Source organism: Holdemanella porci, assembly GCF_009696075.1.
GTDB classification, from domain to species: Bacteria; Bacillota_I; Bacilli_A; order Erysipelotrichales; family Erysipelotrichaceae; genus Holdemanella; species Holdemanella porci.
In genome coordinates this window covers 1-20,113 of record NZ_VUMR01000035.1, presented here as the reverse complement: position 1 = coordinate 20,113, position 20,113 = coordinate 1, and the positions used below count along the sequence as shown (strand labels likewise).

Genomic DNA, 20,113 nt, shown 5'->3' with positions numbered 1-20,113 from the left:
ATCAAACTGTTTCTTTTTATTTGCCATTTTCTTTTGCCTTCCTTTGTCTTTGAATCATCCTCTTTCTATTGTACCACTGGCGTAAATTTTCTCTTTTTGACTAGTCCTATTTATATGCTAACATCATCAATCAAAGAATATCCACTCGATACAAACAAGGAAAGAATATATGTGAATTTTGTCATTTCAGTTTGATAGTTCAATTTTGCAAAGAAAGGCAATTTTGTAGCCCAAGCCTTATTCGAACTCTTTTTATATAAAATATATAAAATGACACCACAAACAAGAATTACCAATAAAATAAAGAAACCAATATAGCTTAGAATTCGAGCTGTATTCATTAGTGATAATGACATCGACATTTGTCTTAAAATATTTTCAAAGATAGGAAACACTTTAAATATCAATGCCGCCACAATCACAAACATCATTAATATCAACACAAAAGGGTATGTGATCGCATCTTGAATTTGATAATTCAACTTTTTTTGTCTTTCATAATAGACACTTAATTCTTTAAGAACCACATCTAGATTCCCGATACTTTGCCCTATAACAACCATTTGAATCATATATTCATCAAAATCATTCGACTGTTTTAATGCATCCACAAAAGAAGTCCCATCCTGCATGATATCCATCAGTTTTTTTGCACAATGACTTACCCCCGCATCAAAACCAGCCAACATCTTTAATCCTTCTTCAATTTGCAGTCCATTCGATATAGCTAAAGCCAATTCACTGGTAAAAATAAATTTTTCTTTGTTCGATAACATACATACGCCTCCTAATAGTGATACACTTCATCATATTTTCCCTCATAATCCGAGTTTTTCGAATCAGAAAAAGTAGGATCTACAAGGTTCCATTTTTCTTTCTTAAAATAGATTTTAGGATTGATCCAGCCCTTATCCTTCAAATAAATTTCAACCCAGGCATGATATTCAATATCGGTCCAGCCCACAATAACTTTAGCAGGAAACCCCTGAATCCTGCATAAAGCAGCTAGACTTGCCGCATAGTCGAAACATATTCCTTTATGACTTTTTAAAGAACCATCGATATCTGGCAAGACAAATGTCTCACTGACATCTTTAGCCTTTTGATCATCATAATCCAATGTATCCACTACATACTTAAATAAATGTGCGATTCGAGTTAAGTCATCTCGATCTTCTTTTACAAGTTCAAAAGACTTTTTGTATACATATGAATCGTTTGTATAATTCACAATCTGGTTTGGATATAAATAAGGAGCAAGATCATTGGTCAAATTGACTTCCATGGAAGTAGAAGCACATATCGCATATCTTGTTCCTTCAATTTGTTGCAAAATTTTTATTGTATAAGTTCCATTCTCCATATTTACAGGGAATGTAGTAAAATCGGTCGTCTTTAAATCATAATTATATTTTTTATCATCTTTTTGTATCTGTAGCTTAATCCCGATCACTTCCTGAAGCAGTCTTGCATAAATATACCCATCATCTTTATGAGTAAAATCTACAAGAGCCAGATTTCCATCACTTAAAACATCCGTCTGCTCATAACTTGGCCATAAAACCTGCTCTTCTGTTTGCGAAGGACTCTCTTTGCACTCTGTAGGATATTTTTTTGAATCTTGACATCCACACAAAAGTGTCAATACCATCAAGATACAAATAACTTCACTTATAATCTTATTCTTTTTCATACTGATTTAATAATACACCTATTTTGTTTCAATTAAATCATTAAATGCAGATATTGAAAGAGGACGACCATAGAAATATCCTTGTCCTATATCTGCGCCTAAGTTTTTAATAAATAGATCATCCTGCTTAGATTCAACACCTTCGACAACTACTAGAATTTGTGATTTTTTCGCGATATCAATAATGGATTCCAAAATCCATTTAGTTCTTTGATTATCAACCTCTGATTTTGTATGTAAGAAGATACGATCAATTTTCAACTCATCAATCTGTAATTTTGATAAAACATTCAAAGAAGAATATCCACTGCCAAAATCATCTAAAGAAACAGAAAAGCCTAATTTTTTTACTTCTGTTAAGATAGAATTAAACATATCAATATCTTCAATAACCGTACTCTCTAATACTTCTAACGTAATGTAAGATCCCGATACATTATATTCTTCTAATAAAGATTTTATTTCCGAAATATAATTTTCATGATAAAAAACAATTTTGGATTGGTTCACTGAAATATTAACAGGATTCATTCCCATATCTATCCATTTACGAATTTGCTGTATCGCCTTTTTCAACATATAAAAATCAAGTTTTGAACAAAAAAGATTCTTTTCAAATATATCTACAAAACTAGATGGAGGTAAATACGTTCCATCCTCTAAACGCCAACGAACAAGTGCCTCTGCTGCGATTACAGAATTTGTTTTTAGATCCATTTTAGGTTGTAATACCATTTCAAAACATTGTGAATCCAGTGACTGCTGCATATTTGATTCAATAAAGTTTTCAAATTCTTTTTTCTTATGTACTTCTTCATCAAAGAAACAAATATTCTCAGAAGAGGCTTCTTTTGATTGAGCTAACGCAAACATCACATTTGTGAGCATCTGCTCAAAAGTATATTTCTCCTGATCTTCTATATTACTTGCGACACCGCAACAAAATTCATATTCATATCGAAAATCTTTTGTATTCTGGCGAATTTTCGTAAACATATCATTAATTCGTCTAGCCACCTCGTCTTCATTTGTATCATTCAACAATAAATAGAAAACATCGGCACTGTCTCGACAAATGATTTCATCTTTTTTAAGCATAGGCTGAATACATGTAACAATACGACATAAAAAATCATCCGATTTATCTCGTCCCAAAATTTCATTCATAAACTTAAAACGACGCATATTCAAAGACACCAAGGAATAGTTTACATTGCGCTTAGCATACATACTGACTAATTTTGTGAATCGAGTAAAAGATACAGCACCTGTTAATTGATCTTTATAGGCTAAATTTTCCATTTCCTTATTATTTTTTACCATCATCATATAGGCAATCCACAATAAGATCATGACAACAACCACAAAAACCATCAATACATAATTGTTTGCTCGTGACATGACATACAATGGATTGTTCAATGATTTTGCGGAATTCACATAACATAAGTACCAACCATCGAATCCCATCTCTTTGACAACAATTCCATGTTCTTCGCCATTAACTCCGATTAAACCATTGATACGTTCAGATAAATCGAGACCTTTTAATACAGCCAATACATCCTTTGATTCTTTATTCTTTTGAATCCCATAAAAATCATGCAAATCCGTGATATAAAGATTACCACCATAAACGGACTTTTTCATTAGCGTCGCATATGGCTTTAAACAGCTGGTTGCACTTAATACTCCTGTCACATTTTTAGAACTATCATATACAGGAACAATATATGTGATCACAAACCCTTTTGTGATCACATCCTGTTTTTGTATAAATGCACTTTGCTTACCCGAAAAAGCAGAATCCACCTTACTTTTATACACTTTTGATAATTCATTATATTCAACATGTACAGATGGATTCGCAAAATAGATATCACGTTGTGAATCCATATAGGAAATAGAAGTAAAGGCATTTTCTTTTTCCATTTCTGCCAACGAAGAATCTATATCCGCACTATTTGTTAGACTCTTTGCCAAAGTATTCAATAGAACAAGATCTGTATGATTTTGCGAAGAAATACGTTGTGTACATAAATCAATTTCCTGATTCATCGTTGTATACGTCGCATGATTTAAACTATCATCTCCATGGTCAATGAAAAGGAATGCCATAACAAGTATTGAAAGTACCATCATGACAGAGATGATCAATAATTTATGTATTCTTTTCTGCAACATGTTTATATCCATATACAACCAACATCTTTCCTTTTTACTAATTATTTCTATCTAATTCTGCCTTATGAACAGAATAATTCATTCGATAATTCTTCTTTCTATAAATACTATAGAACTTATTTGAAATACGCTGAATAATCAAGTGCGCATTCTCTTCGGTTTGACAATCCACTAGAAGCAGTAGTTGTGTTTCACTTGTGCGAGTAAACAAGTCATTGCTTCTTAAACAAGAACCTACCAATCGTTTTACACGATCAAAATCTAAACCAATCTTTTCATAATCCAAAGTACCATCTGAAAATTGCAACATAATCAAATAATAATTTTGTTCATTACGAATAGACATTTTTAACAACAACTCATAGAAATACTTGAAAATTTCATACGAACAGAAGAAGCCTTGGTTTTGTTGATCACGACTTGAAAGCTCACGCATGATTTTTTCCATATCTTTACTTTCTTCTTTGGCATGATCAGCAATAATAATATCGTACAATTGTTTAAAGCGTTTTGATAAACCCGTACCTAATTCAGATAAGAAAATATCATTCAATTCATCATAATACCTCAACGCTTCACGATAATTACGTGTAGCCACTAAGCCTTTCATGTAATAGTAATGTAAACCTTCATTAAATGGTTCAATTAAAACCGCCTGATAATTCATAAGCATCATCTCATCATAGCGTTTTTGCGTATATAAGTAACAAGATGTGCGCATCATCGTTTTCACATACATTTGTCTAAAGATCTCTTGTTTCTGCAAAATCCAGTGCAATTGGCTTGGTGAAGCATAAAAACGACCTTGATACAATCTGAAAATCTTTCTAGCCGTCTTAAACTCTTTTTCGTCTAAAAGTTCCGAACCATCGTTGATTTGGTTATACGCCTTTTCCAATTCAACAAAATCAATATTCCAATCTAAATTTGGATTCAAAATATACCCTTTTCTTGTCGTTACAATAACTTCTTTGTCTTTGAAGAATTCAATTTCATTCAATTCAGAACGTAATCTAAAAATCGAGAACTTTAATGCACTAGATGGATTCTTACTTTCTGGCCAAAGAATATCAATCAGTTCATCTTTTTGAACTGGTTTTTCACTGTGAAACAATAAGACCTGTAATAAATTCACTAGCTGCTTTCCAAATAATTCGACAATATTAACGGTTACATTATCGTTTGTGATTTCCAATCCTCCAAATGTTTTTACATAATAAGTATCACTCATGTTGATCCTCCTTTCAAAAAGATTATATAGTATCTAACCTAGTTTTATTTTACAATAAATCGACCAAACAAAAAAGCAGAGAATCACAAAAAAATTCTCTGCAAATGGTTATTTTAAAGTATATTCAACATGTTGATAGTGAATTCCATTCTCTTCTATGTCGGAAAGTATTGTTTTTGTATACAAAGATTTGTCAAATTCAGGAAAATAAACCTCAGCATCCGCTTGCGCATCAATCTCAGTTAACACTAGCTTATCTGCATAAGCTAACATCTCACTATAAATCATGCCTCCACCAATACAATAGATTTCCTCATCTACATCTTTATATCGCTTCAAAAATTCTTCAACACTCGAACACATTTCGACGCCTTCGCCCAAATCTGAACACGAACGCGAAATCACGACATGATGACGTTTAGGTAACATACCTGGAAGACTTTCAAATGTTTTTCTTCCCATCACAATTGTATGTCCCGAAGTCTGCTTACGAAAAAACTTCAAATCCTGAGGCAAATGCCAAATCATATCATTGTTTTTTCCTAATTCACGATTTTTACCAATCGCCGCAATCAATGTTAATTTCATAATTCTCCTACTGTGCTAAAGGGAAACTAATTTTTCCCATATGCTCATAGCCAATCAGCTTCACATCCTTCTTTGGATCAAATGCATAGAAATCTTGAATGTCTGGATTCAACCACAACGTAGGTGCTGGTAATGAGCCTTTTGTTTCATAACGATTTAATTGTTCTTTAATTCCCTCAATTTGATTCACATAAATATGTGCATCTTTGATTGACCAATCAATCGTACCTGGATCAAGTCCAGTAACCTTGGCAACCATCATCAATAAAACTGCATATTGCGTTACATTAAATGGCAACCCTAATGGAACATCACAACTTCTTTGGTGTACCCAAATATTTAACTTTCCATCCGTCACATCCCATTCTGAACTCCATACACAACTAGGAAGTACAGCTGTATCTAATTCGCTATCCTGCCATAATGAGATCACACGTCTACGATCTTCCTTATCGTTTTTTAATGAATTCAACAATTTATTCATCAAATCATATTTTTTTACAATAAATCCATAAGCCGTACCAATGGTATGAGCAAAACTTGGATCAAAATGTTTTAATACTTTTCCCGTATTCTCATCAATCCAGTCTCCATCTTCATTAATTTCCCATTTGTCCCAAATGTGAACATTTCTTTCTTGAAGCCATCTAACATCATTACTTTGAGCCTGATAGATCCAAAGCATTTCTGTAACAGCTTGACGAATAAATAACTGTTTTGTCGTCAAAATAGGAAATTCTTCAGATAGATCTAAATGAAAATGTGCACTTGGAACTTTAATCGTATCAATGCCAGTACGATTATGTACTTGAACTCCATTTTCCAAAATATCTTTACATAATCCACAATATACATCATCAAAGTATGACATCCATTTCCTCCTTAAAAACATTCTCCTCAATAAAACGACCCACTGCACTTTCATCATTTGTATAAGGACTTACAAATGCACTGCATTCTTTAACATCCTGTGAGCCATTTTTCATACATACACCCATACCGACTTTTTCAAGCATTTCCTTATCATTTTGTTCATCCCCAAAAGCCACACAGTTTTCAAGTTTGACACCAAAATGCTTAGCTACCTTTTCAATCCCATATCCTTTATTGATTCTAGGATCTACATATTCGAACAAGTTATCTGCTGTTAAGAAACCAACACAAGCCTCATTTTTATATTGTTTAGAACGTTCTAATACAATCGGCATATACTCTTTATCACAATGTATAATCAGTTTGTTGCATGTATTATTTTCTAGATATGGTTCAAGATCAATTTCGATTTCTGTTTCACCAAAAATTCGTGCATGTTCCTGCGTTTCAATACTTGTATGATTTGTATAACGTGTAGCACCTTCCAAAATCCAAAAATCAACGTCTAAATCTTCAAAAAAATGAATCACATCTAAAACGACTTCACCATCAAGAACATGATACTCTTCTTTGGTACGTTGTCTTAAATCATATACAACGCCACCATTCATCCCCATGATAAAACTAACACTATCTTCAATTTTCCATTTTTTCAACATAGCACGAACTGTCTCTACTGGACGTCCAGATGCGATGCCAAATAAAATTCCGTGATTTTTCAATTTTGATACTGCTTCACGATTTAAATCTGATACCTGCTTTTTTGAATTCAAAAATGTACCATCTAAATCCGTCGCAATCAAAGTTACTGGTTCCATAAATTATCCTTCGTATGTTAAGAATGCTGCATATCCTTTTTTTGCTTCATAGATATCAGCTTTACTTGCCAATTCAAAAGGTGCATGCATATTATGTAAAGCTACACCACAGTCAATTACTTGCATTCCATAATTAGCCAAAATATAAGCGATTGTTCCTCCACCGCCTTGGTCTACTTTTCCAAGTTCACTTGTTTGCCAAGCAACATTGTGATCATCCATAATACGACGAATCAATGCGATATATTCTGCATTCGCATCGTTACATCCACTCTTTCCACGAGCTCCTGTATATTTATTGAATACGATACCTTTACCAAATTCAGCTTGATTTCTTGGACTTGATGCTGAAGCGTAAATTGGATCATGTGCAGCACTTACATCACTTGACAACATAATTGAATTCATCATTGCACGTTTCACGCTTAATGCAGAATAAACACCCATACAATCCATGACTTCTGCAACAAAGTTTTCAAAGAACATAGAGTGCATACCTGTAGCACCTTGAGATCCGACTTCTTCTTTATCAACTAACAAACAAACAGCTGTACGTTTTACATTTACTGCTTCTAATTGAGCCATCAAACTTGTATATGCACAAATACGATCATCATGTCCATAACCTAATATCATACTTGAATCGAATCCACAGCTTCTAGCACGTCCTGCAGGAACAACCTCTAATTCAGCAGAAACGAAGTCTTCTTCTTCAAAGCCATAAGTTGATTTTAAAATTTTGGCAACATTGGCCTTCACTGCATCTTTCTCTTCATTTTCTAAAGGAATAGATCCAACAGTTACATTTAAATCTTCACCGGTAATCACTTCATTTGCCTTTTTCTGTAATTGATCTGCACTTAAGTGAATCAATAAATCACTAATCACAAATACTGGATCACTTTCTTTATCTCCAATCGCTACATCTACAGTTGTTCCATCTTTCAAACAAACAACACCATGAATTGCCAAAGGCAAAGTCACCCATTGATACTTTTTAACACCACCATAATAGTGTGTATCCAAATAAGCAATGTTTCCATCTTCATACAATGGATTTTGTTTAAGATCCAAACGAGGACTGTCAATATGAGCACCTAAAATGTTCATACCTTTTTCCAATGGATTTGAACCAATGTGCATTAACGCAATCGACTTGTTCATCATATTTACATACACTTTGTCCTGTGCTTTTAAAATCTCTTTATTTTCGATAACCTCTTTGATATCACGATATCCATAAGATTTCGCTAATGCGATCGCATTTTTTACACAAGCTCTTTCCGTTTTAGAATCAGATAAGAAATCAATATATCCATCACTCAATTTCATTACATCATTAAATTCTTCTTTTGAATATTTATTCCAAACTACTTCACTCATAACTCTACCTCCAATTTTTTAAATAAGCATTTTGACAATTCAATTTTTGGATCCATTGTATTCATCCATGTAATTTGTCCTTCTTCACAACTTGTATTCAACAAACCTTTTTGTTCCAACAAATCTTTTGTATGCAAAGTCGTACCCACGCTTCCTTCAATAATATGAACATTTGGACAAAGCTTTTCCAAATATTTCGTATAAAAAGGAAAATGCGTACACCCTAATACAATGCTGTCTAGATTTTTATAGTCACTAGCTGCTAAATACTCTTTCAAACAAGACTCTACAAGATATGCATCATCAAGTTTATTGTCTTCAACCATTCTTACAAGTTCTGGACAAGGCACCTTTATAATATGATGTTCATCTTTAAATCGATTCATCAAATTCGCAAACTTCTTTTCTGACAAAGTTAGTTGGGTTGCCCATACCGCAATACGTTGATGTTCACCTCGATCGCATGCCACCTTTAATGCCGGTTCCATACCAATAATATCCACATCATACTTTTCTCTTAGAAGCTTAACACAAGCACTCGTTGCCGTATTGCACGCAATGACGATTGCCTTAACATCATGAGATATCAATTCATCACATATCGCAACGCAACGCTTTGTGATTTCTTCTTTTGTCTTTGTTCCATAAGGATTATATTTACTATCTCCCAAATAGATCAGATTTTCATTAGGAAGTAAACTATGCATCGTATGTAAAACACTAATTCCACCTAATCCCGAATCAAAAACACCTATTGGACTTTTTGAATTCATACAAAACGCTCCTTTTCCATCTTTACAATTATACAACGTATAAAGAAAACCTCCAAGCCCTCAAACTTGGATACATTAATGACTCATACGCTTTTTCATTTCGACTAATATTTCTAACAATTCTTTTTTTCCAATCCCATTATGTATCAGACTGTCCGGATGCACTCTATCATTATGAAATAAATGAATCAATGATGCTTGAAGCTCTTTAAATGACATAGATTGATATTCTTTATCTACTAGATACGCCTCATAATCTTTCATATCTACTAAACCTGTTGCATAAAAAGAAAGCACCATTTCCATCAATAATGACTGCACCTTCTCATGATCTTCTTCTAAATCTGAATTAGCCCAACAAATATCTTCGTCTGTTAAATCGCTTAATTTTTCGATGTATGTTTGAATAAACGAAGCATCATCCATTTTTTCTTTCGCAAAATAATTTGAAATCTTCATATACCCTCCAAAAAAAAGAGGTTTAAGGCTTTCATCACTTCCTTAAACCGCTTTTCGTAATATTTATATCCTCATATAAATATTACAATGAATTTTGTTTGTATCCATTATATTATTATGCTCTTCTTAACAAACAAAATTCTGTATAGATAAAACCACCACATTTTATCTATACCCTCTAATCCACTTTTCCTTCGCAGAGTTTACCACGCTCTGCATGTCCCTTTGGCAGCTCATCACACTGCCACTTAAATAATAGCACATATAAAAAGGGTAAGCAAGCTTACCCATCTGTCAGTCTATGACCTATAAAGGAAGTAGTCGGTAGTGTTTCAGTCATAGAACTTACATATATATTTTAGTCCTATTTTTTCTGTTGTAAAGCCTTCATAATTCTTTCAAAATGTAAAAATTCATCTTCGTTATTCATCGCAACCAATTCATCTAGACTCACACACCTACAATCAATACTTTCACGAGTATTTAAGGTTACATCACTTAATTGGAAATCAAACCTAAAATGATAAATATCTACAAAATAATTATCATGTCTTTTTTGATCTTCATTAAAGTATGAATATACAACATGCCCATTTATGACATCAAGCCCTGTTTCTTCTTTTACTTCACGCTTGATTGCATCTAAACTTGACTCTTTACTCTTAGCACCACCACCAGGCATTTCCCAGCCTCCAGCAGCCCATTTTTTATCCAACGCCCTTTGTGTAACCAAAAATTTTCCTTCTTCATTTTCTAAGATAGCCAAAACATACATCATGAATTCTCCAGGTTGAAATAAATATGTATTACGATCTACAACACGATTTAAAAACTTTCGATTTCTATCATATAAATCAACGAATTCACTCATCTACACAATCTCCATTTTCATCTCTATAAAAACAAGAATAATGTCCCGTATGACAAGCCGCACCAACTTGTTTGACCTCTAATAAAATTGTATCTTGATCGCAATCGATGCGAATTGCCTGTACATGTTGATAATGTCCACTTGTTTCGCCTTTGACCCACAAGCTTTGTCTTGAACGAGAATAATACGTTGCCAATTTTGTCTCTATTGTTTTTTTGTAAGATTCTTCATTCATATATGCCAACATCAATACTTTTTTTGTATCTACATCCTGCACAATACAAGGAATCAAGCCATTTTGTTTCTCAAAATCCAATCGCATCATATACGAACTGCCACTCCTTTTTCTTTTAAATACTTTTTCACATTTTGAACATTCGATTCCTCATAATGAAAAATACTAGCTGCTAAAGCCGCATCGCTGACTTTTAACGCATCCACAAAGTCATCCATCTTTCCACATCCACCAGACGCAATCACTGGCACTTGAACCACTTTAGATACAGCTTCATACAAGGCTAAATCAAAACCATCCTTAGTGCCATCCGCATCCATGCTCGTTAACAAGATTTCTCCAGCTCCTAAAGATACACCTTTTAAGATCCATTCAATACAATCTATACCTGTATCTTTTCTGCCACCTTCAATGTATACGTTCCAACCCGAACCATCTTTTCTTCGCTTGGCATCCACCGCAAGTACAATACATTGGTTTCCAAAACGTTTACTTGCCTCTTTAATTAAGTCCGGATTACGAATTGCAGCACTATTTAAGCTTACTTTATCGGCTCCTGCCATCAACATAGCACGAACATCTTCAATCGTTGAAATGCCTCCACCAACCGTAAAAGGAATATAGATTTCTTTTGCGACCTTATTTACAATATCAACCATGGTTTTTCTTTTTTCTACTGTGGCACTAATATCCAAAAAAACCAATTCGTCAGCGCCATCTAAATAATATTTCTTTGCCAGAGCTACAGGATCTCCCACTTCTTTTAAACCCAAAAAGTGGATTCCCTTCACAACATTCCCATCTTTTACATCTAGACAAGGTATAATTCTTTTTGTCAACATATGCTTAACGCTTCTTTCAAATCTAACGTCTTTTCATAAATGGCCTTACCCGCAATTACACCATACAACCCTAATTCTTTACATGTTTGGATATGTGATAAATCACGAATACCACCAGATGCGATTAAGTTACATGATACATGATTTTTAAGTGCTTCTAACATCTCAAAGTTAGGTCCTTGTAAAGTTCCATCCTTTGAAATGTCTGTACAAATCAATGTCTTTACCCCAATCTCTTCCATTCTTTTTGCAAAGTCCAAATAATATTCTTTGCTCGTTTCCAACCAGCCTGACGTACATACATATCCGTCTTTACAATCAAGTCCAACCGCAATCTTAGAACCATATTTTGAAACTGCATCTTTTAATAAACAATAATCTTGAATTGCTGAAGTTCCCAGAATGACTCTTGAAACACCGTTTTCTATATAAAAATCTATAGCAGACATCGTACGAATGCCTCCACCCACTTCAACGGGTATATCACATGTCTTCACAATTTCACAAATCAAATCTTCATTGACTCGACTTCCTTCTTTTGCCCCGTTTAAATCCACAACATGTAAATAGCAAGCATTTGCCGCTTCAAAATTTTTAGCACAAACAAGTACATCATCCGCCACACATTTGGATTGGCCATAATCACCTTGGTACAAACGAACAGGTTTTCCATCTAATATATCTATTGCAGGTAATACAATCATTTAGAACTCCTTTCCAAAATATTCCAATATTTTTAATCCATCTTCTCCACTTTTTTCAGGATGAAACTGACATCCCATAATATGATCATGCATCACAAGACCTGGTATTTTCATACTTCCATACATGGAATATCCAATTAAGTCTTGATCATCCATATCTTTGGAATAATATGAATGGACATAATACACATACGTATTTTCTTTAAATATTGCCTGAGGATGATTACTTTCCAATACGTTCCAACCGATTTGGGGAATCTTTACACTTGAATCCTCCATATGACAAACATGACCTTTTAAAAAGCCAAAACCATCGCATAAGCCATTTTCTTCACTCGTTTCAAACAAAGCTTGCATACCAAGGCAAATCCCCAATAGCGCAACATCTTTATTTACTTGTTGAACAATAAAATCATAGAGTCCCATAGAATGGAGTGTGTGCATGCAGTCTTGAAAAGCTCCAACTCCTGGTAAAATCAATTTATCGCATTTAGATAAAATAGAAACATCTTTTGAAACAACACAATCTAAGCCTAAATAGTCACAAGCATTTTTTACGCTGTATAAATTGGACATGCCATAATCAATAATTCCAATCATTCGATTACCCCTTTAGAACTAGGGATACGATCCGATTCTATTTTTACAGCTTGTTTCAAGGCACGGCCAAACGCTTTAAATATGGCCTCTACTTTATGATGATCATTCTTTCCATAGTACACATTGATATGTAACGTTACCCCAGTTGCCACACAAAAGGCTCTAAAAAATTCTTCAACCATTTCACAAGACATCGTTCCAATGTTTTCTCGTATCAATTCGCAATTAAAAACCAAATAAGGACGTCCACTAATATCTAATGTGACATTACATAAAACTTCATCCATAGGAAGATTCATACTTCCATAGCGGGCAATTCCTTTTTTATCCCCTAAAGCCTCTAAAAATAATTTTCCTAATAAAATTCCACAATCTTCTATTGTATGATGATCACACACTTCAAGATCGCCATCCGCTTTTACAACTAAATCAAAATTCGAGTGAAACGCAAACAATGTCAACATATGATCAAAAAAACCAATTCCTGTATCAATGTCGCTATTTCCATTTCCGTCTAAGTTGATCTTTTCATATATTTTTGTTTCTTTTGTATCCCTGTTTTTCTCAGCTATTCGCATACTCAAACCTCCTTAGAACATCTAATACCATTTCATTTTCTTCGCTTGTCCCAATCGTTATACGAAAACTAGTATCCGCATAATTTCGAATTGTTATGTTCTTTTCTTTAAACAGGTTCATTAAAATATCTTTTTTATCTGTTCTTCCATACAAGAAATTCGCATTTGAAGGATAGAAACTAATTGTTTTATAATCCTTCACTTCTCGATACATTCTTTCTCTTTCTGAAATAATAGCCGCAATATTCACTTTATATGCTTCGGCATGTCTTAATACAACACTTGCAATCGTTTGAGTGACACTACTTAGTGCATAAGGAATAAAAAGTGAAGCTAATTTTTCAACTTGTGAAGAAATCATAAACCCACAACGAATTCCTGCAAGTCCATACGCCTTGGATAGAGTTCGACAAACAAAAGCCATTGGATATGTTTTTAATAAATCGATGGCGCTTTCATTACCAAATTCCATATAGGCTTCATCAAAAATGACTGGAATATTCGAAAAGGCTTCGCAAATTTGTATCATTTCTAATTTCGAAATCGCATGTCCCGTTGGATTATTTGGATTTGAGAATAAGATCATATCCACTTTTTTATCTTTACCATTTGAAATAAATGCATCGACATCAAAGGATCCATCTAAAGACGTTTCAAATTTTTCAATTTTTGCATGATTCAATTCTACATAATAGTCATACATCGAAAAATCTGGTGCTAATGTATACAATGTTTTATTTCCTTGTAAATAATACTGAATCAAGAAGCCCAACATTTGATCCGATCCATTTCCCGATAAAATCCATGATGATGGAACATTCATAATATTGGCATATAAATCATGTAATTCATGACAAGTTGTATCTGGATATCGATTGAGTGCAAGGTTTGAAATCGCATCTAAAATTTCTTGTTTGACATTATCATCTACGTTTTGACTTGCCTCATTGGCATTCAATAGAATTCCTGTTTGTGAATGTGTTTGATAACCCTTCATTATTTCACCCTCACTTTAGCTGCATTGGCATGTGCTTGTAAGTGCTCTTCACTGGCAATTGTTTCAATATATTTTCCATAGGCTTCGATTGCTTGTTTTGAATAATACAAATAGGATGATTTTTTAATAAAACTATCTACGGATAAAGCACTTGAGAAGCGTGCCGTTCCACTCGTTGGTAAAACATGGTTTGTTCCCCCAAAATAATCACCTATGCTTTCGCATGTGTAGTAGCCCAAGAAAATACTACCTGCATTTTTTACTTCTTGTAGGTGTTCCATTGGATTTTGAATCATCAATTCTAAGTGTTCTGGTGCAATCTCATTACTAATGGAAATGCATTCTTCAACCGAATCACAGACAATGGCTTTACCATAGTTCTTTAGGGATTGTTCCACTATTTCTTTTTTAGGTAATACTGCACTTTGTTTTAAAAGCTCTTGATTCACCAAATCCAAAAGTTCTTCGTTTGTAGTCAACAAAATCGCACTTGCCATTGGATCATGTTCGGCTTGTGATAATAGATCGGCTGCTACATATTCTGCATTCGCCTTTTCATCGGCAACAACTAAAATTTCGCTTGGCCCTGCGATCATATCAATATCGACCGTTCCATACACTAATTTTTTAGCAGCTGCAACATAAATATTTCCTGGACCTACGATTTTATCTACTCGATCAATGGTTTGTGTACCATAGGCCAAAGCAGCAATAGCTTGGGCTCCACCAATCTTATAGATTTTATCTACACCGGCAAGTTTAGCCGCATACGCAATATTAGGGTGAATCGTTCCATTTTTATCCGGTGGAGTTACCATAACAACATTTTGAACACCGGCAATTTTTGCGGGTAATGCATTCATTAAAACACTGCTTGGATATTGTGCACGTCCTCCTGGAACGTAGATTCCTACTGCTTCAAGAGATAGTACTCTTTGGCCTAAATAGATTCCCTTTTCTTTCTGCAACAAATATCCATTTTGTTTTTGAAGTTTATGAAAATCTTCGATATTTTTTTTAGCAAGTTTCATTGCTTCTACAAACGAATCATCACATTTTAATATTTGTGCATCCCATTCTTCTTGAGATACTTCCATTGTATCTAAGCTAACCTTATCAAATTGTTGTGTATATTTTAGACAAGCCTCATCTTTATTTTCTTTTACATCTTGAATAATATTTGATACTGTAACCAAGACATCTGTACTTAAATCTTGCGTTCGTGACATCAAATATTCTTTCAATGCATCTTTATCTTCTTTATAAATTCTAGTCAACATCTTCATTCACCCTCTTACTTAAATCATGGATTACTTTCATCACTTCTTCGTGTTTTAACTTAAAGCTTGCTTTATTCACAATAACACGCGCACTAATGTCACAGACTGTATCTAGCACAACTAAACCATTTTCTTTTAAAGTTGTTCCTGTTTCCATAATATCTACGATTCCGTCGCATAGACCTAAAATAGGTGCTAATTCTACAGATCCATCAATCTTAATAATTTCAACATCCATACCTTTGGACAAAAAATATTGTTTAGCTACACGAGGATATTTGGTTCCAATTTTAATGTGTCCTATTTTTGAAAACAACTGATTTTGAGGTAGGCTAGCCACAATGAATTTACACTTGCCAATCTTCAAATCTAATAATTCATAGTTATCATTCTCATTTTCTAAAATGGTATCTTTTCCAACAACCCCAATATCAGCAACACCATGATTAACATAGGTAATACAATCGTTGGATTTCACTAAAAAATATTGAATGTCATGTACAGAATCTTTAAACACCAAGGCACGACTTTTGTCTTTTAAAGCTTCTACTCCGTAACCAAGTTCTTCTAACATAGCAACAGTTTGTTTTTCTAAACGTCCCTTTGTGAGCGCAATCGATAAGCTCATGCTTGTACCTCCTCTACATAAATAGATTCATTTGTTGATGGTTCTAAAATGACGATTCCTTCTTTTCTTAATTTTTTTGCTTGTTTCATAGCTTCAATTTGTTTGTCTTGTGGATAATACAATTTATATTTCTTTTTCGATTGTACATCCACATAGTCAATGAGTGGATCTAGCTTTACACTAAAGCCACAAGCTGGAAGATCACGACCAAACTTTTTTAATAAACAGTCATATCGACCACCACTTAAGATACTTGTTCCAACCCCTGAAACATATCCTTCAAAAATAATTCCGGTATAGTAATCCAAATGGGCGACTTTTCCAAAATCGATGGTTACATTTTCTAAATATCCTAATTCTTTTAAAGATTGGATACATTCTTTCATAGAATCTAAGACATCCTTTAATGAATCATCGAAACAATACGTATATGCTTCATCTAATATATTCACGTCTCCACATAGGAATGGAAGGTGCATAAAGAAATCCACAATTTTTTCACTGAGATACAATGAATCCAAGTAAACTTTCAGATCGACCATGCTTTTCTTATCAATTAAATTGGCTAGAGTATTGACTTCTTCTGTACTCAAACGAACAACTTTGCAAGCCGCCTGAAAAAACTGCACATTTCCGATTTCAAGCGTATAGTTTTTAAAGTTTTTCATGACTTCTAAAGCGCAGCACAAGACTTGTACATCACTTTTTGAATCCAATCCAATCAATTCGATGCCACAATCTGTGACTTCACTTCTTTTGCCTGCAAATTTTTGACGTACTTTAAATACATTTGAAGTATAGCGATAGCGAAACGGAGGTTTTGAATCTTTAAATTTCGATGCACAAACACGTGCAATTGGAACGGTCATATCCGTTCTTAATGTTAGAATTCTTCCATTTTCATCAAAGAATTTATACATATCTGTTGTTTGAATGTTTTTAAATGCATTTTCATATGTTTCATAATACTCGATTGTTGGTGTAATGATTTCTTCATATCCAAAGGATTCAAAAATCTGTTCCAAAGTATTTTGTAGATATTTTTTCTTTTCACACTCATTCAAAATCGTATCTTTCATTCCTTGTGGTAATTGTATTTGTTGCATGTAAACAAACCTCCTTATAAACAAAAAAACTTCCGTCCTAAGGACGAAAGTTTAACTTACGTGGTTCCACCTTATTTTACTAATCAATTAGCCTCAAATCTGATAACGCCAGGAATACGTTAAAAACTACTTAGTTTCATCTTTACAGCTCAAAGACGTGTTCAAATAGCCTTACTCTTTCTTTTCACCAACCAGAAAGTCTCTTGAAGCAGTACTATTTTACTATTTCTTTTCATTGCTTTGAAAATAATATAGTCTTAATGAAAATAAATGTCAAGCTAAAATGTAAGTTTTTTACATCACTTTTCCCATGAATAATAAGAACCTCCAAACACAAACAGATGCTCAAACGGTAATAAAGAACGAATCCATTCATTGAAGCCTTTTGGATTCTTTTCATCGTGGACAATTGTTTTCACTAAGCGATTCTTTCCACCGACATTTTTATACATCCTTAATTGCCATCCATTTTCTTCTACTTCTTTGGTCTCTAGATCCAAACTTGCCATCGCTTCTAAAATGGCATAGGCATCTTCTTTAGAAATCGTAGCTTGTTGCGTTTTTAAAGCCTGTACACCTTCTTTTGACATAACATACCTTGTTAGATAGACTCTTCCATTAGCACTGATTGTCAAATTCTGTGCCACCTCTTCAGAGATGCTCGCATAATGCCACTTACTTAATAAGTTACGATTTAACTTAACACATTGAAGTGTATCTGATTCTTTTAAAGATAAATATCTCAACAATAATTCTTTAAACATCCCAGATTCAATAACACTTTTTAAAAAGGAAGGAACATAATTTTCTTTTTCAAAAACATATGTAATATAGGTATATACTTCCGTTTCATTCAAATCATGAATACTTTTATTTAACAAGGAATCAATGTGCAACATGTATTGTTCATCGTTCAAATTTTCCATTTTTAAACAATGATACACATTTAATATAATCGGATCATATGCATCTTTTACGCGATATCCCACGTGTAATAAATCTACACATGCATGAATGCTTTCAATCATAGAATCACCTACTTCGTATTTGAAACGGCCCAAGAAGCATCTACAATATAATCTTGTTTAATATCTGATAAGAAGACTTCTTCCACTTGTTTATATACACCTTCATGAAATGGCATAAAATGCATCTTATCACTTTCTTTTTCATCCAATACCATAACGTAATGTGGATTTTCAAAATTCTGAATATTCCAATAATAAAGACCATTTACATTATCGGCATCTTCATATTGAGATAGTACAAGGAGTTTATAAAGTTCCATAATACGATCATCATATCCACTATCTGAAATCAAAATCTTCTCGATCCAGTCTCGCTCATTATCTACGATTCGTACTGTATAATCTTCGCCTACATTGGCATGATCTAATATTTTTTTAATGGGTTCTAGTTCTTTTTCTTCTGTAAATTGAATCAACAACTTTTTTTCCATATCGTGATATAAAACTGGATACGGAATGTGGAATTTAGAATGGCAATGTGCACATTCCATATCAAAGAGTTTTCCACTTAAAACTCTATTTTTCATATCTTTGTCCATTTGAACGTTGATCGACGTAAAAATATCAACATTAAACTTTTCATTACATTCAGGACATACTAATTCTATTTTATTTTCCATTCCAAATTACTCCTATTTATTCGCTAATACATTGGGAACAAGTTCGACAAAACAATCTTCATATTCTTTTTGAAGTGCTATTTTCAATTCTCGATTGGCTACTTCCAATTCGGTATACGACATCATATCAATTCGTGTTGTGAAATAGATGGATATCCACATTTTTCTTCCTGTTGTCGTAATATCATAAAATACCGGATCATATGGATAATTATCCAACACAGAAGAGGATATGTTTTTGATGTTTGCGACTTCTTTTTCATTTGGACTCAACAACATCAAACTACGAAAACTTTCTCCTATCATTTGAATCGGTTCTTTCATCATGCCTAAAGCAAGGATGATTGCGACAATCTGATCAAAATAGGGAGATATACAAGAGAGTGGTGTGTGCACTAAAAATGAAGATAGAAAAAACGCAAGTGATACACCTATGCTTGAAAACACATCGATTTTCCATCCATAAATTTCTACATCTACAGTTGGTGATGTTACTTTTTGGCTTAACAGATACATTGGTGATTTGTTAATATAACTGACATTAATGATGTCTATTTAAGATTTATTGTATAGGTGTAAACGAAAGAGAGACTACACTTATGACAAGAACTTCAAAATATTT

The 20,113-nt window shown here is 33.5% G+C and carries 23 protein-coding genes and 1 other annotated feature; all 23 genes read right to left on the bottom strand.

The genetic code is table 11. The features are described from left to right. Positions 1–110 precede the first annotated feature (110 nt). The 23 genes from FYJ55_RS07085 to FYJ55_RS06975 all read right to left on the bottom strand — a co-directional run bounded on the left by FYJ55_RS07085 (position 111) and on the right by FYJ55_RS06975 (position 20,007). Positions 111–776 carry a type II secretion system F family protein gene (locus FYJ55_RS07085; protein ID WP_154556233.1) on the bottom strand — a complete coding sequence of 222 codons (666 nt, stop codon included), beginning with the start codon at positions 774–776 and terminating at the stop codon, positions 111–113. Between the two features lie 11 nt (positions 777–787). After that, positions 788–1,693, bottom strand: a complete 906-nt coding sequence (locus tag FYJ55_RS07080) for a transglutaminase-like domain-containing protein (RefSeq protein WP_154556232.1) — start codon at positions 1,691–1,693, stop codon at positions 788–790. 18 nt (positions 1,694–1,711) lie between these two features. Continuing rightward, positions 1,712–3,889 (bottom strand): GGDEF domain-containing phosphodiesterase, encoded by a 2,178-nt coding sequence (locus FYJ55_RS07075; protein ID WP_154556231.1) that lies wholly within the window; start codon positions 3,887–3,889, stop codon positions 1,712–1,714. A gap of 25 nt (positions 3,890–3,914) precedes the next feature. After that, positions 3,915–5,108 carry an AfsR/SARP family transcriptional regulator gene (locus FYJ55_RS07070; RefSeq protein WP_154556230.1) on the bottom strand — a complete coding sequence of 398 codons (1,194 nt, stop codon included), beginning with the start codon at positions 5,106–5,108 and terminating at the stop codon, positions 3,915–3,917. Between the two features lie 108 nt (positions 5,109–5,216). Further along, entirely contained in the window at positions 5,217–5,696 is a 480-nt protein-coding gene (locus FYJ55_RS07065) for a dihydrofolate reductase (protein ID WP_118115249.1), read from the bottom strand. 7 nt (positions 5,697–5,703) lie between these two features. Continuing rightward, positions 5,704–6,567 (bottom strand): thymidylate synthase, encoded by an 864-nt coding sequence (thyA, locus tag FYJ55_RS07060; RefSeq protein ID WP_154556229.1) that lies wholly within the window; start codon positions 6,565–6,567, stop codon positions 5,704–5,706. After that, entirely contained in the window at positions 6,554–7,387 is an 834-nt protein-coding gene (locus FYJ55_RS07055) for a Cof-type HAD-IIB family hydrolase (protein ID WP_154556228.1), read from the bottom strand. Before FYJ55_RS07055 ends, thyA begins: the two co-directional genes overlap by 14 nt. Positions 7,388–7,390: 3 nt before the next feature. Continuing rightward, on the bottom strand, positions 7,391–8,770 hold the full coding sequence (locus FYJ55_RS07050) for an aminopeptidase (RefSeq protein ID WP_154556227.1): 1,380 nt from the start codon (positions 8,768–8,770) through the stop codon (positions 7,391–7,393). Continuing rightward, the gene (murI, locus tag FYJ55_RS07045) at positions 8,767–9,543 is read right to left on the bottom strand and encodes a glutamate racemase (RefSeq protein ID WP_154556226.1); all 777 of its coding nucleotides are present in this window, start codon (positions 9,541–9,543) and stop codon (positions 8,767–8,769) included. Before murI ends, FYJ55_RS07050 begins: the two co-directional genes overlap by 4 nt. A 75-nt stretch (positions 9,544–9,618) precedes the next feature. Next, the gene (locus FYJ55_RS07040; RefSeq protein ID WP_154556225.1) at positions 9,619–10,002 is read right to left on the bottom strand and encodes a hypothetical protein; all 384 of its coding nucleotides are present in this window, start codon (positions 10,000–10,002) and stop codon (positions 9,619–9,621) included. A gap of 364 nt (positions 10,003–10,366) precedes the next feature. After that, a complete protein-coding gene (locus tag FYJ55_RS07035; RefSeq protein ID WP_154556224.1) occupies positions 10,367–10,873 on the bottom strand; it encodes an NUDIX hydrolase in 507 nt (168 codons plus the stop codon). Further along, on the bottom strand, positions 10,866–11,198 hold the full coding sequence (gene hisI / locus FYJ55_RS07030; RefSeq protein WP_117571854.1) for a phosphoribosyl-AMP cyclohydrolase: 333 nt from the start codon (positions 11,196–11,198) through the stop codon (positions 10,866–10,868). Before hisI ends, FYJ55_RS07035 begins: the two co-directional genes overlap by 8 nt. Beyond that, a complete protein-coding gene (gene hisF, locus FYJ55_RS07025; RefSeq protein WP_154556223.1) occupies positions 11,195–11,950 on the bottom strand; it encodes an imidazole glycerol phosphate synthase subunit HisF in 756 nt (251 codons plus the stop codon). Before hisF ends, hisI begins: the two co-directional genes overlap by 4 nt. Beyond that, positions 11,944–12,654 (bottom strand): 1-(5-phosphoribosyl)-5-[(5-phosphoribosylamino)methylideneamino]imidazole-4-carboxamide isomerase, encoded by a 711-nt coding sequence (gene hisA / locus FYJ55_RS07020; RefSeq protein ID WP_154556222.1) that lies wholly within the window; start codon positions 12,652–12,654, stop codon positions 11,944–11,946. The genes hisF and hisA overlap by 7 nt, the downstream gene beginning before the upstream one ends. Then, on the bottom strand, positions 12,655–13,254 hold the full coding sequence (gene hisH, locus FYJ55_RS07015) for an imidazole glycerol phosphate synthase subunit HisH (RefSeq protein ID WP_154556221.1): 600 nt from the start codon (positions 13,252–13,254) through the stop codon (positions 12,655–12,657). Next, positions 13,251–13,832 carry an imidazoleglycerol-phosphate dehydratase HisB gene (gene hisB, locus FYJ55_RS07010; protein WP_154556220.1) on the bottom strand — a complete coding sequence of 194 codons (582 nt, stop codon included), beginning with the start codon at positions 13,830–13,832 and terminating at the stop codon, positions 13,251–13,253. The genes hisH and hisB overlap by 4 nt, the downstream gene beginning before the upstream one ends. After that, the gene (locus FYJ55_RS07005) at positions 13,819–14,829 is read right to left on the bottom strand and encodes a pyridoxal phosphate-dependent aminotransferase (RefSeq protein WP_154556219.1); all 1,011 of its coding nucleotides are present in this window, start codon (positions 14,827–14,829) and stop codon (positions 13,819–13,821) included. Before FYJ55_RS07005 ends, hisB begins: the two co-directional genes overlap by 14 nt. After that, positions 14,829–16,109, bottom strand: coding sequence for a histidinol dehydrogenase (gene hisD / locus FYJ55_RS07000; protein ID WP_154556218.1), 1,281 nt, complete (start codon positions 16,107–16,109; stop codon positions 14,829–14,831). The genes FYJ55_RS07005 and hisD overlap by 1 nt, the downstream gene beginning before the upstream one ends. Continuing rightward, entirely contained in the window at positions 16,099–16,737 is a 639-nt protein-coding gene (hisG, locus tag FYJ55_RS06995) for an ATP phosphoribosyltransferase (RefSeq protein ID WP_154556217.1), read from the bottom strand. Before hisG ends, hisD begins: the two co-directional genes overlap by 11 nt. Then, positions 16,734–17,843: an ATP phosphoribosyltransferase regulatory subunit gene (hisZ, locus tag FYJ55_RS06990; protein ID WP_154556216.1), complete on the bottom strand. Its 1,110-nt coding sequence runs from the start codon at positions 17,841–17,843 to the stop codon at positions 16,734–16,736. The genes hisG and hisZ overlap by 4 nt, the downstream gene beginning before the upstream one ends. Before the next feature lie 36 nt (positions 17,844–17,879). Beyond that, positions 17,880–18,088 (bottom strand) — a binding site (T-box leader). Positions 18,089–18,142: 54 nt separating this feature from the next. Then, positions 18,143–18,871 carry a hypothetical protein gene (locus tag FYJ55_RS06985; protein WP_154556215.1) on the bottom strand — a complete coding sequence of 243 codons (729 nt, stop codon included), beginning with the start codon at positions 18,869–18,871 and terminating at the stop codon, positions 18,143–18,145. A gap of 8 nt (positions 18,872–18,879) precedes the next feature. Next, on the bottom strand, positions 18,880–19,491 hold the full coding sequence (locus FYJ55_RS06980; RefSeq protein ID WP_117571864.1) for a CpXC domain-containing protein: 612 nt from the start codon (positions 19,489–19,491) through the stop codon (positions 18,880–18,882). A 12-nt stretch (positions 19,492–19,503) separates the two neighbouring features. Then, positions 19,504–20,007, bottom strand: a complete 504-nt coding sequence (locus FYJ55_RS06975; RefSeq protein ID WP_154556214.1) for a cation transporter — start codon at positions 20,005–20,007, stop codon at positions 19,504–19,506. Between the last annotated feature and the right edge of the window lie 106 nt (positions 20,008–20,113).

Coding starts and splice junctions, on each gene's coding strand:
- FYJ55_RS07085 (WP_154556233.1), bottom strand. CDS start 776: ATGTTATCGAACAAAGAAAAATTTATTTTTACCAGTGAATTGGCTTTA.
- FYJ55_RS07080 (WP_154556232.1), bottom strand. CDS start 1,693: ATGAAAAAGAATAAGATTATAAGTGAAGTTATTTGTATCTTGATGGTA.
- FYJ55_RS07075 (WP_154556231.1), bottom strand. CDS start 3,889: ATGGATATAAACATGTTGCAGAAAAGAATACATAAATTATTGATCATC.
- FYJ55_RS07070 (WP_154556230.1), bottom strand. CDS start 5,108: ATGAGTGATACTTATTATGTAAAAACATTTGGAGGATTGGAAATCACA.
- FYJ55_RS07065 (WP_118115249.1), bottom strand. CDS start 5,696: ATGAAATTAACATTGATTGCGGCGATTGGTAAAAATCGTGAATTAGGA.
- thyA (WP_154556229.1), bottom strand. CDS start 6,567: ATGTCATACTTTGATGATGTATATTGTGGATTATGTAAAGATATTTTG.
- FYJ55_RS07055 (WP_154556228.1), bottom strand. CDS start 7,387: ATGGAACCAGTAACTTTGATTGCGACGGATTTAGATGGTACATTTTTG.
- FYJ55_RS07050 (WP_154556227.1), bottom strand. CDS start 8,770: ATGAGTGAAGTAGTTTGGAATAAATATTCAAAAGAAGAATTTAATGAT.
- murI (WP_154556226.1), bottom strand. CDS start 9,543: ATGAATTCAAAAAGTCCAATAGGTGTTTTTGATTCGGGATTAGGTGGA.
- FYJ55_RS07040 (WP_154556225.1), bottom strand. CDS start 10,002: ATGAAGATTTCAAATTATTTTGCGAAAGAAAAAATGGATGATGCTTCG.
- FYJ55_RS07035 (WP_154556224.1), bottom strand. CDS start 10,873: ATGAGTGAATTCGTTGATTTATATGATAGAAATCGAAAGTTTTTAAAT.
- hisI (WP_117571854.1), bottom strand. CDS start 11,198: ATGATGCGATTGGATTTTGAGAAACAAAATGGCTTGATTCCTTGTATT.
- hisF (WP_154556223.1), bottom strand. CDS start 11,950: ATGTTGACAAAAAGAATTATACCTTGTCTAGATGTAAAAGATGGGAAT.
- hisA (WP_154556222.1), bottom strand. CDS start 12,654: ATGATTGTATTACCTGCAATAGATATATTAGATGGAAAACCTGTTCGT.
- hisH (WP_154556221.1), bottom strand. CDS start 13,254: ATGATTGGAATTATTGATTATGGCATGTCCAATTTATACAGCGTAAAA.
- hisB (WP_154556220.1), bottom strand. CDS start 13,832: ATGCGAATAGCTGAGAAAAACAGGGATACAAAAGAAACAAAAATATAT.
- FYJ55_RS07005 (WP_154556219.1), bottom strand. CDS start 14,829: ATGAAGGGTTATCAAACACATTCACAAACAGGAATTCTATTGAATGCC.
- hisD (WP_154556218.1), bottom strand. CDS start 16,109: ATGTTGACTAGAATTTATAAAGAAGATAAAGATGCATTGAAAGAATAT.
- hisG (WP_154556217.1), bottom strand. CDS start 16,737: ATGAGCTTATCGATTGCGCTCACAAAGGGACGTTTAGAAAAACAAACT.
- hisZ (WP_154556216.1), bottom strand. CDS start 17,843: ATGCAACAAATACAATTACCACAAGGAATGAAAGATACGATTTTGAAT.
- FYJ55_RS06985 (WP_154556215.1), bottom strand. CDS start 18,871: ATGATTGAAAGCATTCATGCATGTGTAGATTTATTACACGTGGGATAT.
- FYJ55_RS06980 (WP_117571864.1), bottom strand. CDS start 19,491: ATGGAAAATAAAATAGAATTAGTATGTCCTGAATGTAATGAAAAGTTT.
- FYJ55_RS06975 (WP_154556214.1), bottom strand. CDS start 20,007: ATGTATCTGTTAAGCCAAAAAGTAACATCACCAACTGTAGATGTAGAA.